This is a genomic window from Thermococcus sp. MV11, assembly GCF_012027285.1.
Lineage (GTDB): Archaea > Methanobacteriota_B > Thermococci > Thermococcales > Thermococcaceae > Thermococcus > Thermococcus cleftensis.
This window is the reverse complement of the sequence record NZ_SNUD01000001.1, coordinates 522922-537359: the sequence shown is the minus strand read 5'-3', so window position 1 is coordinate 537359 and position 14438 is coordinate 522922. Positions and strand designations below refer to the sequence as shown.

At 56.8% G+C, this 14438-nt stretch carries 13 protein-coding genes, 1 tRNA gene and 1 pseudogene; 5 read left to right on the top strand and 10 right to left on the bottom strand.

The annotated features are described in order from the left end of the window. Positions 1-35 precede the first annotated feature (35 nt). Positions 36-929 carry a hypothetical protein gene (locus tag E3E27_RS02940; RefSeq protein WP_240910643.1) on the top strand — a complete coding sequence of 298 codons (894 nt, stop codon included), beginning with the start codon at positions 36-38 and terminating at the stop codon, positions 927-929. Here E3E27_RS02940 and pyrG read toward each other — a convergent pair. The 4 genes from pyrG to E3E27_RS02920 form a co-directional block, all read right to left on the bottom strand. Then, positions 926-2527, bottom strand: a complete 1602-nt coding sequence (pyrG, locus tag E3E27_RS02935; protein ID WP_167773385.1) for a glutamine hydrolyzing CTP synthase — start codon at positions 2525-2527, stop codon at positions 926-928. The genes E3E27_RS02940 and pyrG overlap by 4 nt on opposite strands. 249 nt (positions 2528-2776) lie before the next feature. Then, a complete protein-coding gene (locus tag E3E27_RS02930; RefSeq protein WP_014788202.1) occupies positions 2777-3157 on the bottom strand; it encodes a DUF555 domain-containing protein in 381 nt (126 codons plus the stop codon). Positions 3158-3167: 10 nt separating this feature from the next. Beyond that, positions 3168-3455 (bottom strand): DUF357 domain-containing protein, encoded by a 288-nt coding sequence (locus E3E27_RS02925; RefSeq protein WP_014788203.1) that lies wholly within the window; start codon positions 3453-3455, stop codon positions 3168-3170. 312 nt (positions 3456-3767) lie between these two features. After that, a tRNA-Val gene (locus E3E27_RS02920) sits at positions 3768-3844 on the bottom strand. A 62-nt stretch (positions 3845-3906) separates the two neighbouring features. On the opposite strand from E3E27_RS02920, the gene E3E27_RS02915 reads away from it, so the two are divergent. Next, positions 3907-4656, top strand: a complete 750-nt coding sequence (locus tag E3E27_RS02915) for a hypothetical protein (RefSeq protein ID WP_167773384.1) — start codon at positions 3907-3909, stop codon at positions 4654-4656. Here the strand turns inward: E3E27_RS02915 and tgtA are convergent. The 6 genes from tgtA to E3E27_RS02885 form a co-directional block, all read right to left on the bottom strand. Continuing rightward, the gene (gene tgtA / locus E3E27_RS02910; protein ID WP_167773383.1) at positions 4653-6392 is read right to left on the bottom strand and encodes a tRNA guanosine(15) transglycosylase TgtA; all 1740 of its coding nucleotides are present in this window, start codon (positions 6390-6392) and stop codon (positions 4653-4655) included. The two genes, E3E27_RS02915 and tgtA, sit on opposite strands and share 4 nt — an antisense overlap. A 41-nt stretch (positions 6393-6433) precedes the next feature. After that, positions 6434-7342 carry an inorganic phosphate transporter gene (locus E3E27_RS02905; RefSeq protein WP_167773724.1) on the bottom strand — a complete coding sequence of 303 codons (909 nt, stop codon included), beginning with the start codon at positions 7340-7342 and terminating at the stop codon, positions 6434-6436. 92 nt (positions 7343-7434) lie between these two features. Then, positions 7435-8484 carry a glycosyltransferase family 2 protein gene (locus E3E27_RS02900; RefSeq protein ID WP_167773382.1) on the bottom strand — a complete coding sequence of 350 codons (1050 nt, stop codon included), beginning with the start codon at positions 8482-8484 and terminating at the stop codon, positions 7435-7437. Between the two features lie 23 nt (positions 8485-8507). Continuing rightward, positions 8508-8816, bottom strand: a complete 309-nt coding sequence (locus tag E3E27_RS02895; RefSeq protein ID WP_167773381.1) for a hypothetical protein — start codon at positions 8814-8816, stop codon at positions 8508-8510. An 83-nt stretch (positions 8817-8899) separates the two neighbouring features. Beyond that, on the bottom strand, positions 8900-9604 hold the full coding sequence (locus E3E27_RS02890) for an ATPase domain-containing protein (RefSeq protein WP_167773380.1): 705 nt from the start codon (positions 9602-9604) through the stop codon (positions 8900-8902). Between the two features lie 104 nt (positions 9605-9708). Beyond that, positions 9709-11559, bottom strand: a complete 1851-nt coding sequence (locus tag E3E27_RS02885; RefSeq protein ID WP_167773723.1) for a prolyl oligopeptidase family serine peptidase — start codon at positions 11557-11559, stop codon at positions 9709-9711. A gap of 98 nt (positions 11560-11657) precedes the next feature. Between E3E27_RS02885 and ribD the strand changes: the two are divergent. The 3 genes and pseudogenes from ribD to E3E27_RS02870 all read left to right on the top strand — a co-directional run bounded on the left by ribD (position 11658) and on the right by E3E27_RS02870 (position 14434). Beyond that, positions 11658-12739, top strand: a pseudogene (ribD, locus tag E3E27_RS02880) (bifunctional diaminohydroxyphosphoribosylaminopyrimidine deaminase/5-amino-6-(5-phosphoribosylamino)uracil reductase RibD). Further along, positions 12720-13277 (top strand): riboflavin synthase, encoded by a 558-nt coding sequence (locus tag E3E27_RS02875; protein WP_167773722.1) that lies wholly within the window; start codon positions 12720-12722, stop codon positions 13275-13277. The pseudogene ribD and the gene E3E27_RS02875 overlap by 20 nt, the downstream one beginning before the upstream one ends. Continuing rightward, on the top strand, positions 13274-14434 hold the full coding sequence (locus E3E27_RS02870) for a bifunctional 3,4-dihydroxy-2-butanone-4-phosphate synthase/GTP cyclohydrolase II (protein WP_167773379.1): 1161 nt from the start codon (positions 13274-13276) through the stop codon (positions 14432-14434). Before E3E27_RS02875 ends, E3E27_RS02870 begins: the two co-directional genes overlap by 4 nt. Positions 14435-14438: the final 4 nt, after the last annotated feature.

Here is a 14438-nt window from a genome sequence, read left to right as displayed (position 1 = left end):
TCAAAAAATTTAAAAGGCCTCCACCCATTACTCCAATGGGTGGTGGAATGGGGGCAATAGACGCGTTCGTAAGGACCTTTTCGCTCATGGTGGAGGCCAAGAAACTCTACATTCCCGCGCTGGTATTCTCACTCCTCCTGGCACCGGTGGCGGCTTACCTGCTGCCGAGTGAGCCGTCCTTTGAAATCACCCCGAACCAGACCACCAGCGGGGACGTGATAATAGAGCAGTACGGCGGGGACATGGAGGGGGAGATAATCGACTTCCTTGTCCAGCTTGGTAAAGCCCTCGCGATACTTATGGCCATCAGCGCCGTCCTCGGTTCGATCGTCCAGTACGCCATCACGAAGGGTGCCCTCCTCCACGAGTCTGGGGAGGAGTACGGCATCGGCGAGCTTCTCCTCGACGGCCTCAAGCACCTTCCGGGGGTAATTGTAATAGAACTCATATTCATGGCCGTGGCCATTGCACTCGCCTCGGTCGCGCTTATCCCGGCAGTTCTGGGGGTGCTCTTCCTTCCGTGGGGCGCGGTGCTGATACTAATCGGGGTTCTGCTCCTCCTGGCGATTCTGGCCATCACCACGAGCATGACGGCAATAGCCATACCCCTCTACGCCGACAAAAGAAGAATAGGCGCGGCATTCAGCGCCTTTGGAATGGTCTTCGGAAACGTCCTCTCGAGCATCGCCTTCGGCGTGCTCCTCTGGGTGGGGGTTATAGGAGTGAGCATGATCGCCGGTTCTGTGGGCTTTGCCGTGGATCTTGTGTTTCCAGAGGGGATTGCAAGTTACGCCTCCCAGCTCCTCCAGGCACCCTTCAACGCCCTGATGATGGAATTTCTAACTGTCGGAGGCGTGGCCTTTTACAGGGAGCTTCAGAAAATGGAAGAGCTGAAAAAGGTGGACGAGGAGCTCCTGGGTCTGGCTTAGCCCCCGTACTTTCTCCTCTTCGCAGCTTCCACGAGTCCATTGAAGACCGGGGCGGGCCTCATCGGCCTCGACTTGAACTCCGGGTGGAACTGGGTGGCTATGAAGTAGCCGTGGTCCGGTAGCTCGAGTATCTCCATTCTCCTCTCGTCGTCCCCGGCGATGCCGCTGAAGACGAGGCCGGCCTTCTCAAACTTCTCTATGTAGTCAGGATTGACCTCCCAGCGGTGGCGGTGGCGCTCGTAGACTATCTCCCTGCCGTAGAGCTTCCTGGCAAGAGTATTGGGCTTGATGTGGACTGGATATGCCCCGAGCCTCATCGTTCCGCCGAGCCTGTCCAGGTCCCTCTGCTCCGGCATCAAATCGACGACGGGGTAAGGTGTCTGCGGGTCTATCTCGGTTGAGTGGGCGCCTTCCAGGCCGAGGACGTTCCTGGCGAACTCCACAACGGTCAGCTGGAAGCCGAAGCAGATTCCCAGGAACGGGATATCGTTCTCCCTGGCGTAGCGTATTGCCATCATCTTGCCCTCGGTTCCCCTCGCGCCGAACCCACCAGGCACGATTATGCCGTCCACGCCCTCGAGGAGTTTAACCCCCTTCTTCTCGACGTCCTCCGCCTCAACCCACCTGATTTTCACCTTGACGTCGTTTGCCACGCTCGAGTGCTTCAGGGCTTCCTTTATGCTGAGGTAGGAGTCAGCCAGTTTAACGTACTTACCGACGATGGCTATCTCCACCGTGTCGGTCAGGGCCTTGTACTTCTCGACTATCCCACGCCACTCGTCGAGCTCCGGCTCTCTCTCCGGAAGGCCGAGCCTCCTAGTTAGATACCTCGCGAGGCCCTCCTTCTCGAGCATCAGCGGAACCTCGTAGGTGTCCTCGACGTCGTAGGCGCTGATTACAGCCTCGTCGGGGACGTTGGTGAAGAGGCTTATCTTCCTCCTCGCGCTCTCCTCGAGCGGTTCCTCCGAGCGGGCAACTATGGCATCTGGCTGGATCCCGAGGGAGCGCAGCTCCTTGACGCTGTGCTGGGTCGGCTTCGTCTTCTGCTCGCCGACAACGCGGAGCTTCGGCACATAGGTGACGTGAACGAAGGCGACGTTCTCCCTGCCCTCCTCGATCTGCATCTGCCTCGCCGCCTCGAGGAAGGGCATGCTCTCGATGTCTCCCACCGTTCCTCCTATCTCCACGACCACGACATCGTAGTCCCTCGCTATTCTCCTTATGCGCTCTTTTATCTCGTTGGTTATGTGGGGGATAACCTGGACGGTGGCGCCGAGGTATTCCCCCTTCCTCTCCTTCTCGATGACGGCGGAGTAAACTTTGCCCGTCGTTATGTTGTGGTCAAAGCTGAGGCTCGTGTTGAGGAACCGCTCGTAGTTGCCGAGGTCGAGGTCCACCTCTCCGCCGTCGTCGAGGACAAACACCTCTCCGTGCTGGTAGGGGTTCATCGTTCCCGCGTCGTAGTTTAGATAGGGGTCGATTTTGATGTTCGTCGTTCTGAAGCCCCTGGCCTTCATCAGCATTCCCAGTGAGGCGCTGGTTATGCCCTTCCCGAGACCGCTCACCACACCACCGGTGACGAATATGAACTTTGCCATGGCAAAACCTCCACGGGTTATGTTGCTGGTTGATTGATGAGTGCTTAAAAGCTTTGTCGAGGCTGAAAGGAATACTAGATAGGACCCACACACCACTTAATGATTAACTACGGGTAACCTGCATAAAGATGGATAGAACACCCTGGCCAAAACCTTGGAAGGCGCTGACACCAACCTCAATAGAACAGCTGGGCGCACTGTTGGTGTACCGGAGACTTTTCAAGAAGAAGAAACCGGAGGAGAATCTGATCACTCCTCCAGCTCCAGACCGTCCCCCTCTTCCTCCTCGGTCAGCTCGCGAATCTCGTAGACCTTGAGGGGAACCTTCTTGAGGGCCTTTCCGATGACGGCCTTGGCTATCCTCTCGGCGTGCTCGATGGTCTGGGCGTTGTAGACCTTGATAGTAAGGTACATTCCGACCAGGCCGACAGAGCCTATGACAAAGGCGCTCTCGAAGTGGGCGCCGCAGACGGGACACTGGGAGTAGCCTATCTCAACCCTCACGAAGTCGAGCTTCTCCTTATTGAGTGCCTTGGCGACCTTGCTCACCGCGACGTTTATCGCGTCCTCGCTCGTCTCAACGTCCCTCACGATTATCGGCGCTTCCAAAACGACAACGTAGTCTCCCATGGCTCCCACCTCAGCCGAAGGCAAAAAGCCTGTCGTCCTCTCCCTTGAAGACTCCAAGCCTCACACCAGCGTCTATGAAGCCGTGAGCGTAGTTCAAAGCGGCGAAGGCGGTAACGTAGTCACCTTTCTCGTAGTAGTATCGGGCATCGTTGAAATAGCTCCTCGCCATCGTCAGAAAATCCTCTGCAACGCTCCTCAGAAGACTCTTCTCGTGAACGGCTATTTCAAGGACCTTCAAGGCCTCTTCGGTGATTCTAAAGTACTTCTGGAGCTTTTCCTCCGTTATCTCCCGCCCCACCGGTCTCGCCTCAGCCATCGTTGGAGGGGTCGCTTATAAACCTTACCTCGGAAGCTTTTGGGAAAGCTTCACTGAGAAACTTTTCAAAGCAACGCTTTATCAGAGCTTGTGATTCTTCCCCATAATGTGCGGTTGATATGGCTTACCCTACCAGACTGCCGTTCCACAAGCCCTAAAACACGGTTCGAACTCTTAAAGCACTCCAATGGAGCAGTAGAGAAGCAAACCCCCTCGCTAAAAATCACCTGGAATTTAGCTGTGCAGGAAGAAGCTACAAACTTTGATGAATCTTTCCGCGAGAAAAGTTTCTTATGGTGGGCCCGCGGGGATTCGAACCCCGGACCTCCACCTTGTAAGGGTGGCGTCATAACCGTCTAGACCACGGGCCCGCCCACCTTCGGGAACGCTGGAAAATTTATAACGTTTTCGCATTATTATCTGGGGGATTGGCATGGATAGGATTAAACTCCTCGCGGGTCTCTCGGCGGTTCTCATTTTAATTGCAACGGGAGCAACTTGGGCCATCACGAGAGACATCAACACGACCATTGTAATCCTCACGCTTGCATCGACCCTCGCCACGGTGATGATGGCGGTGACAATCTACGAGCTTGACATAGCGCTGAAGGAACTTAACTTCGAAGCAGTCAGCGAGGTTTACGAAATGATGGACGAGAACCTCAAGGAAAACATAAGTAAAATCAAACGATGGCACGCGGAGGACCTCCAAGCGGGACGGATTTCTGGCGGAGTGCTTGTTGGTCCTGCAAGGGGCGATTTCCTAAAAGATGAAGAAAGGGTAAAAGCAGTAAGCGATGCAAGCAGAGTTCTCAACCGCGTCGGTTACTTCATCTACCGCGACTTCGTTGGAGATTGGTTCATTCAGGAGCAGTACGCGGGTTTAATCCTGGAATCCTTCTTAGCAATGAGACCGTATCTCAAGGCTCTACGGGACAGCAGGGAGTGCGAAGGCAACGAGGAGTGTGAAAACGGCCCCTGGTTCCTGAGGCGTTTTTATCTCCTTCTCGTCGTGATTAGCTACCAATACTTGTGCAAGAACTTCAATAAAAACTGTGAGAAGGTCTTTGAGAAGTACAAGGAGTCCGTAGGGAAACCAGTTCCTTCAAAATGGCTCGCCGATGACGTCAAAAGCTGGCTGAAAAAGAAAGGATACAAAGAGTATCTGAAGGAAAATGCTTAACCGACCCCCCTCCTAACCTTCACCGCCAAACCGCTCTGGAACACCTTCAGCTCCTCACCGTTCAGGAGCGTCTGTCCCGTCGCCAGGAGTTCGTCTTTTTCGTTCACCACGAGAACCTCGTCGTAGGGCCTGATTGAGGGGTCTGCATCGACCACGAACTTGGCGAAGACGTTCTTTCCGCGCCTCGCGAAGGGCTCTGCATCTGAGTTCACAACCACCCTCATTCTCGGGAACGGCAGAACCTCGTGGAGCCTTTTTGCTCCCTCGATGCCGAGGGTCAGCAAACCGTCCTCCGCTCTGAAAGTTGCGAGGTGCTTGCCCTTCGCCTTAATCTGCCTCGGCATGCCCGTCTTCCTTGAAAGCTCGACGAAGGCATCTTTGAAAGCCTCGCCGGCCCCTTCGCCGAACTGGTACTCCGCTATGGCCATGACGTACTTCCTCGCTTCACTTTTCCTCGGCTTCTCTATTGTGAAGTCCTCCTCGCCCTCGCTCTGGGCGAAGGGGTAGCTCAGGCTCAGATACCTGGGAATCTCGCCGAAGATAGGGTGGCTAACTTTCTCGGGAAACTTTCTGGCAACCCTTTCAGCCCTCTCTTTGGCGCGCTGGACTATCGGCCAGCCCATAGCTTCCTCACTCACCTTGAAGAAGGCGCTCGCCTTGGTCACCGGTTCGTTCTTTTCAAGATAATCTCTGTACTCCAGCAGCCGCTTGTAGGCCGCGAACATCTTCGGGTGGGAGCGAGCTCTCTCATCGACGAGCTCCCAGAGCGTTCCCTCCTTTATCGCCTGTTTCACCCGGTTCAGCTCCTCGCGGATTACCCAGAGGTTGTGAAGGGCCAAAAGCCTCGTTCTCTCTTCCTTCGGCATCTTGCGGAGCTCCTGGGGCGTGTAGCGAGAACAAACCGGACAGGAGCAGGGGAAGTACTCCAGCTCTTCAAGCCTCTTGGTGCCCTCTGGTGTTAAATAGCGGTCGTCCTTGGCGTAGAGGGCGTAGCTCGCTGAGTCGAAAAGGTCAACCCCCATCGCCACGGCTAGGGCAAAAATCATCGGGTGGCCGGCACCGAAAAGGTGAACCGGCCTGTCGGGCCTTAAACCGAGCTTTGAAGCTATCACCACGTCCACCAGGTCTCTGTATCGGTAGCTCTCCATCAGAGGGACGACGGCTCCCACCGGGTGAATCTCGAAGTTCATCTCGCTGAGCTTTTTAGCGGCGTAGGTTCTCAGGTCCGGATAGGTGGAGCCCTGCACGGCCGCGTTCATGGCAATGTTTTTAACCTCCTCAGCCTCCTTCGCCCTCTCAAGGGTTATCCTCAGGTCCTCCTCGGCCTTCTCCCTCGGTGCGTCGGGCGGGGTCGGAATGTCGAGGAACGTGCCTATGTCGACGCCTATCCTCTCCTGGAACTCGATTATCTCCCTGTTTGTAACGTCCACGCCGCCGTAGCGCATGAGCTGGAAGGAGCCGGAATCGACCTCGATGATGCCGTCGTAGTCGAGCAATCGGTGGATTCCAACTTCAAGCGCCTTCTCCCTAAGCTCGGGCGTCTTGTAGATGATGTATGAGTTCGTGATGACCATGCCGAAACCCATCTCTTTCAGTTCCTTCGGCGTCACTATGAGCTGTTTCGGATTGATGACCGGCATTATGGTGGGGGTCTCCACGGTTTTCCCGTTAACGGTCAGCTTCCCTATCCTTCCCGCGGCGTCTCTCACCTTTACCTCAAACTTAAACTCGACCATCTCGCAACACCTCAAGAACCTTCGGCGGTCGGTTTAAAAGCCTAAGCCAGAAGGGTGATGAGGACATAGGAGAAAGCGCCGGCAAAAACCGGGGCTACCACCCAGCCCTTCACGATTCCGGCGATGAGTTTGAGGTTTACGCGCTCCCCCTTGTAGATGCCGAGGCCGCTGATGGCCCCAACTATGGCCTGACCGGAGCTGACCGGTAAACCTATCAGATTTGCCGCGCTCACCGCCAGAGATGCACCGAACTGGCTTGAAAAGGCCGACGTCGGACCGAGGGGCGAGATATCCCTCCCGACGGTCATCATGACCTCGTAGCTGAAGGTTAGCGCCCCCAGGGCGAGGGTAATGGCCAGAACCAGTTTGAAGGGGCCGTTGATTCCCAGGCCCTCCATCAGTCCGGCGACGTTCGAAAGCTCGTTGGCACCGAGGTTGAAGGCGGAAAAAGCCGCCGCCGTGAAGACAAGCCACTTCTGGGTCAGTTCAAGGTTCCGCAGACACTTTATCCTTCTCAGCAGGGGCTTGTAGAGCCTGTAGACCGCCACCGCAAAGAGCGCGGCGACGATTGGTGAGAGGACCCACGCCGATGCTATCCTTCCAACCGTCCACCAGTCAACCGGCAGCCCGAGGGCGAGGGAAGCCCCCACGAGACCGCCTATTATGGACTGGGTCGTTGAGATAGGCCTTCCCCAGAGGCTCGCGAGGGTTACGGCAGAGGCCGCGCTGAAGAGGACGAGACCGACCTCGCCCGCGGACATACCCTCGGCGAGCCCAGAAACCGTTCCGGAAACGCCAGAACCTCCAAGAAAAACGCCCAGAGTTGTGAATACCCCTATGAGGAGCACGGCTCTTTTGAAGCCGAGCACGCCCGAGCCAACGGCGGTTCCAACGGCCTTCGCGCTGTCATTGGCCCCTATCGCCCACGCCATGAAGAGCGCCGTTATCATCGTCATCACTATATTCTATTTGTTGGCCCATAATCTATATAGTCTATGTAGCACGGAAGTGAGCATTTAAAAGTGTTTCGCCCCGTATTGCATCATGCCCTCTGCAGGAGCACCGAGAGATAGCCGTAGAGGTGGAGAGTCAGGTAAAATACCGCCCAGAACCAGACAATGAGCGGAAAGAGGAGTGCGTTTATCAATCTGCCGCCTTCGAAGAGGGTGGGTAAAAGCATCGTGAAGGTTTCGAAGAACCACCAGAGGGCGAAGAGCGCAAAGTTCCCGGTGATGAGGAGAAACGGCGGCACAATTACATCGAGGAGGGCCACGGCGTCCGAGGCGAGCAGAAAAGCCAGGTCCTTGGTGAACCCTCCGCCGAGATTCTTTAGGTCTCCAAGGAACCAGCGCTTCCTCTGGCGCCAGAGGGCGGATAGGCTCTTCGGCATTTTTGTCCATACCCTCGCGCGAGGGGCGTAGACTACTTTTCCAAACTCTTTAACGGCCTTCGTCGTTGCGTAGTCCTCAACGATGTCCTCGACGAAGCCGCCGATCCTCTCAAGGGCCTCCCTGCGGAAGGCGGCTATCGGACCCGGGGCGAGGCTCAGGTCGTCGAGCTCTTTGGCCCTGCGGAACATCGCTATCCTGAGGTGCTCCGTGTCCTGCGCCCTTTCTAGGAACGAATCCCCCATTACCCTGACCTGTCCGCCAACTCCCAAAACCTCGTCGGAATAAAAGCGCCTCACCAGCTCCCTCACCGCCTCCCGTTCGAGGTAGCTGTCGGCGTCGGTCGTGATTATTACCTCCCCTGAAGCCTTCAAGAGGCCGAAGTTCAGGGCCTTCGCCTTTCCGCCGTGTTCCTTCCGATATACCTTCAGCACGGGACTCTTGACCGAGGAGGCAACCTCAAAGGTGTTATCCTCGCTTCCATCGTCGATTACAATAACCTCGATGTCAGGGTAATCCTGCCCAAGCGCCGAGTTGATGGCCCGTAGAACCCGCTCCCCCTCGTTGTAGGCCGGGATTATTATGGAAACCTTCGGCTCCCACTCCCGAATTCTGTAATTGCGGAAAAGGCTAATTATGTAATTAAGGAAGAAGTATCCGTCCCAGAGGAAGATGAGCGCGAGTGCTACGGTTAGGGGGTTCATGGACAAAGATCTGGGGGAAGGTTTTAATCCTTACCGACGATGTCAAGGACTGGTTTCCCGCCGATCCGGTACTTCACCACGTAGCGGCCGTGCTCGAAGTCGTCCTCCTCAGCTTCCAAAACCTCGACGGGCTCGATTTCCAGGCCGAAGTCCATCGCCTCCCACCTGATGTCGTCGAAGTAGTCGTACAGCCCGCAGGTGGCGCAGAATGAGCCCTCGAACTCGATGATAACCTCGTCACCCTTCATCTCAACTATTCTCGCCCTCGCCTCCGCCCCGTGGAGCCTGTTGAACTCCCCGAGAACCCTCTCAAGCTTCTCGACTCCTTCCATTCTCCCACCGGATTCGGTTCATCATCGGCACTTAAAAAGTTTGCTAAAAGAACCTTTCGCGTTGGGTTTTTGAAAATCGTGAATCAGGGGAGGGTAAGGACCCTATCCTTATGAACCACTATGCCCCTTTCCGTTATCTCGTAGGGTCTTATGGCGTCGTCGAAGGCACTGCCGCGGAACTTCGTTATGCGTATCCCCCTCGAGAGCCGCCCATTCATGCTGAAGGTCTTCAGCTCAATGACCCCGTTCACGAGGTACTCCTCTATGTCGGTCCTTTCCATCTCGGAGGTGAGGAGAACGGTGGTTCTCAGGCGCATCATGGTCTTGATGAAGCTTAGAAAAGCCCTGCGGTAGTCCATCTCCTTCGTTGCCGTCAGCTTGAGCATCGTAATGGGGTCGATGACTATCCTGGTGTACCTCCTCTCCTGGAACTGTCTCTTGATCGCGTCGGCCATCTTCTCGATGTTCGAGGCGAACTCCTCAAAGAAATCGCTTATCAGAACGTAGCGCTCCGCGGTTGGAGTTGCGTCGATGAGCGTAAAATGCGGGTCGTTGAGATCAAAACCAAGGAGCCTCATATCCGTTTTCAGGTTCTCGGCCGGCTCCTCAAGGGTCACGTAGAGGGCGTTCTCACCGTTGGCGACGCCCGCCATGGCGAAGTGCACGGCGAGGGTCGTTTTCCCTGTTCCAGGCGCCCCCTTGACGAGATACACCCTACCTGGTATGAGGCCTCCTTTGAGCATAGCGTCGAGCCCCGGAATTCCGGTGGGGATCCGCGAGATGTCCATGACACTCCCCTAGTATAGAATAATCCGCCAACAAATATAAGAACCTTTCGAGACGCTGAAGTCCTGGCAGTGAGCCAATTGGAACTACAAAAAGGTGGAAAGAATCAGGTATGGAGAGTCTTGAGCACGAAGGCTAGCAAATCTGTCAGCTCCTTAGCCCTCGTCTCCGGCGATGCCCCCATGTGCCCGCTCTTGGTCTCGACGCGGAGGTAAACCGGCGCTCCGAGCTCCCTCAGCTTCATGAAGAACTTGAGCGCATGCGCTGGATGAACGCGGTCGTCGTGTAAACCCGTGTAGATGAGCGTCGGCGGGTAGTTCGCCGGCCTGACGTTGTGGTATGGGGAGTATTTAAGAAGGAACTCCCGGTCTTTCGGGTCGTCGGGGTTGCCGTACTCAGGGATCCAGACGCTCCCGATGTAAAGCTTGTGGAAGCGGAGCATGTCGATGACGGGGTAGCCTATCAGCGCCGCGTCCATCACGTCCGGCCTCTGGACGAGCGTAGCGGAAACCAGAAGCCCGCCGTTACTCCTTCCCCAGGCGGCAACGCGATAGCCCTCACCCTTGAGCTTTTCGAGCACGGCTATGAAGTCGTTGAAGACGTTCTGTTTATTCTCCCTCATTCCTGCCCTGTGCCACCCCTCACCGTACTCGCTCCCACCGCGCAGATTGGCCATTCCAAAGGTCCCACCGCGTCTGAGGAACGGAATTACCTGCGGGAAGAACCTCGGAGTCAGCGAGATGTTGAAGCCGCCGTAGCCGAAGACCCACGCTTTCCTCCCGTCCCCCTCGCCCTTCACGAGGAAGTAGTGAACCCTCGTCCCGTCCTTCGAGGTGGCAAAATCCTCCTCGACCCTGAAGTTCCCGTTGATTCCCTGCCCCTCTACAAGCTTAAGCCCACCGCTGAACTCGTAGAGCCTGTAGGGAACGGTGAAGCTCTCATACCTTATGAGCGCCCTCTTCCCATCGGTGTCGAGCGGGTAAACGCTCCCCGGGAGGTCGAAGGTTATCTCGTCGAGCTTCTCCCCGTCGGGCGAGTAAACCTCAACCCTGTGGCTCGCGTGGACGAGCCTGCCGGCGAGGATTTTGCCGTCAACCAGAACTGCCCACTCGAGCGGGAAGTCACCCTCGGGGATTACTTCTTCGACTTCGCCGTCCTTTATGGCTATAACCTTTCCAAGACCCTTCCCCTCCCTCGTGAGGAGGTAGAGCCTTCCGTTGATCACGTCGATTGGCTCGACCGGAACGTCCGCCGAGTAGACCTTCTTCCACTCCCCGGGCTTCTCAATCGGTCCGACGTAGATCTCGGCGCTGTTCCAGCCGAAGGTCACCGTGACCATCGCCGTCTTCCCGTCGGTGCCCTTCCTCAGCGAGATGAAGTAGCCAGAGCCAAGGCCCTTACCGAAGACGAGCCTCTCCCCATCTTCCCCCTTCCAGAAGAGCCTCACCGCTGGGGCTTTAACGCCGTCCGGGGTTTCGCCGTGCCTGTAGAAGCGGGAGAAGTAGTAGCCGTTTTCCAGGAAGGTAACGTTCCAGACGGAGGGCCTGAACTCGTCGATTACTTCCTTCGTTTCGAGGTCGATTACCCTCGTTATCCCCTCGTCCGCCCCGCCGATGGAGAAGCTGTAGGTGAGGAGCTTCCCCCTTTCATCGGCGGTGAAGCCCTGGAGGAGAACCTCGTCGCGAAGCTCCTCCTCAAGCTCCTTTGAATCAACTATGGCCTCTCCTCCGAGCCACCTGATGACCTGCCTGTCGCTCTCGCGGTACATCGCTATTACTCCCTTCTCTGTCAGCCTCGCGCTGGTCAGGACCGGAATCGAGTAGTACTCCCAGACCTCGGGGAAGAGCTCGTCGCTGAGGCTTCCTATGAACTCCCTAAAGCGAGCGTTCTCCTCCTCAACGAGACTGAGAACGCGCTTGTCCTTCAGGTTCTCCGCCCAGATGTAGGGATCCCCCATGAAAACCACCATCTTAACGTTCGGCAAAGGGCATAAAAAGGTTTTGTTGTTCCAAACAAGGAACAAAAAATTTAAAATTTTGGAACAAAGTCCCGACCATGAGCATGGAAGACGAGAGGTTCATGCGGCTCGCGCTCGAGCTCGCGAGGAAAGGCGAGGGCTGGGTCAATCCTAACCCGATGGTCGGGGCCGTCATCGTTAAGGACGGAAAGATAATCGGCCTCGGCTGGCATCAACGCTTCGGCGGGAAGCACGCGGAAGTGAACGCCATAGAAGACGCCAAGAGGAAGGGCCACGACGTCAGGGGCGCCACTATGTACGTAACGCTCGAACCCTGCTCCCACTGGGGGAAGCAGCCGCCGTGCGCCGACAGGATAATAGAGGAGGGATTCAAGCGGGTCGTCGTTGCCATGGAAGACCCCAACCCCCCGTGGCCGGCAGGGGAACCGAGAAGATGAGGAAGGCGGGCATAGAGGTCGAGGTAGGCCTTCTGGAGGAGGAGGCTAGGAAGCTCAACGAGATTTTCATCAAGTACATAACCACCGGAACCCCCTTCGTCTCGATAAAGCTCGCCCTGACCTTAGACGGCTTCATAGCAACCGAGAACGGTTCCTCGCAGTGGATTACCGGAGAAAAGGCGAGGCTGAAGGTCCAGGAGCTCAGGAGGAGGCACATGGCCGTAATGGTCGGCTCCGGGACGGTTCTAGCAGACAACCCGAGGCTCAACTGCCGGCTTGATAACTGCCCGGAGAAGATGAAGGTAGTCCTCGACCGCTCCGGAAGGGTTGCGGAGGCGATTAAGGCGGGGAGAAGGTTCAGACTCTTTGAGGACGGGAGGGTGATATTCTTCACCGAGAGGCCGGAGCTCTTCGAGGGCATAGCCGAGGCATACCCGATAACCGAGCCAGAGAAAATCCTGAGGAAGCTCGGCGAGCTCGGCATTGACAGCGTTCTGATAGAGGGCGGAAGGATTGCCTGCGAGTTCCTGGCTTTTGCGGACAAGTTCTACCTCTTCTACGGGCCGAAGCTCTTCGGCAACGGAATCAAGCCCTTCGAGTGCCTGAAGGTCGAAACGGCCAGCGACGCCCCAGTTCTTGAGATAGAATCGCTGGAGAGGCTCGGTGAGAGCTTCCTCGTGACGGCTTACCCCGGTGGTGGAGATGTTCAGCGGGATCGTTGAGGGAACGGGAAGAGCCCACTACTCCGCTGGAAGGCTCCACGTCGAGTTGCCCTTTGAGGTCAAACCCGGGGACAGCGTCGCCGTTAACGGGGCCTGCCTAACGGTGGTCGAGTTCGACGGGAGGATAGCGGCCTTCGACGTCGGCGAGGAGACGCTGAGGAGGACGAACCTGAGGGGGGCGAAGGTGGTGAACCTCGAAAGGGCCCTGAAGCTCGGCGAAAGGCTCGACGGGCACATAGTTACAGGCCACGTGGACGGGACGGTTCGCTTTCTGACGGCAAGGAGCTCAAGGAACACTACCTTGATGGCCTTCGAGATGCCGGCCGAGAGGTGGGGCGTTGCCGAGAAGGGCTCCATAGCCCTGAACGGCGTCTCCCTGACTGTTGCGAGGGTGGAATCAAACCGCTTTTGGGTCCAGGTAATCCCCTATACCCTCGAAAAGACCAACCTCGGCCTTCTGAGGCCCGGGAAGAAGGTGAACTACGAAATCGACGTTTTGGCCAGATACGTGAAGCGCATCATGGAGGCGGGAACATGAACTGGGGGGAGATCAGGAAAGCTGTGCTCGATGGGAAGCCGGTCGTTCTGATAGACGAGGGGAGGGAGTTCGAGGCCGATCTGGTTTACCCTGCCGAAATTGCCTCGCCCGAGGTCGTCAACTTCATGCTCTCGGCCAAAGGACTTCTCTGCCTCACGATGGACATGGACGAGGCTCTAAAGCGGGGCTTCTTTCCGCTCCCGAGCAAGGAAGGTGAGACGAACTTTCTGGTTCCAGTTGATTACAGCGAAACCTTCACCGGGATAACAGCGGAGGAGAGGGCCCTAACCGCCCGAAAAATCGCCGAGGGGCTGAGTGTTAAGGCCTTCCGCTACCCGGGCCATCTGCACCTCCTTGGAGGGGTGGGCCTCAACAGGCGGAGGGGGCACACCGAGAGCTCGCTGGAGCTTATGGAGTTCCTTGGTTTCAAACGCTACGCCCTGATAGTGGAGATCCTCGACGAGGAAGGCGACTCCCACAACAGGGACTACGCGCTCAACTTCGCGAGGGAGCACGGTTTGCCAGTCCTCACAACCGACGACGTCTGGAAGGAGTTCGTGAGGAGGAAGCAACTGATAAGGGTTTACGCCAACGCAAGGCTACCGACACGCTACGGCGAGTTCAGAATCATAGCCTTCGACAACGAGCTGGACTTCAGGGAGCACGTGGCGATAGTGAAGGAGCCCTACGGTGAGGTTCCGCTGGTAAGGATCCACTCGAAATGCCTGACCGGGGACACCCTGGCCTCTCTCAAGTGCGACTGCGGCAGTCAGCTGGCCCATGCCCTAATGATGATAGCCCAGGAGGGGGGCATACTCCTCTACATGGACCAGGAGGGCAGGGGAATAGGCCTGAAGGAGAAGATAAAGGCCTACGAGCTCCAGGATAAGGGCCTTGACACGGTTGAGGCAAACGATGCGCTCGGCCATAAGGCCGACGAGAGAACCTACGAAGCTGCGTTCCAGATGCTCCGCGCTTTGGGAGTCTCCAAGGTCAAGCTAATCACCAACAACCCGGCAAAAGCCAAAGCCCTCGAGGAGTTCGGAATCGAGGTCGTTGAGATCATTCCAGCTCCGGGCGAGGTTACGGAGCACAACAGACCTTACCTCAGGGTGAAGGCTGAGAAGCTCGGCCACAGGCTGCCCTTCGAGGTTTAGGAGG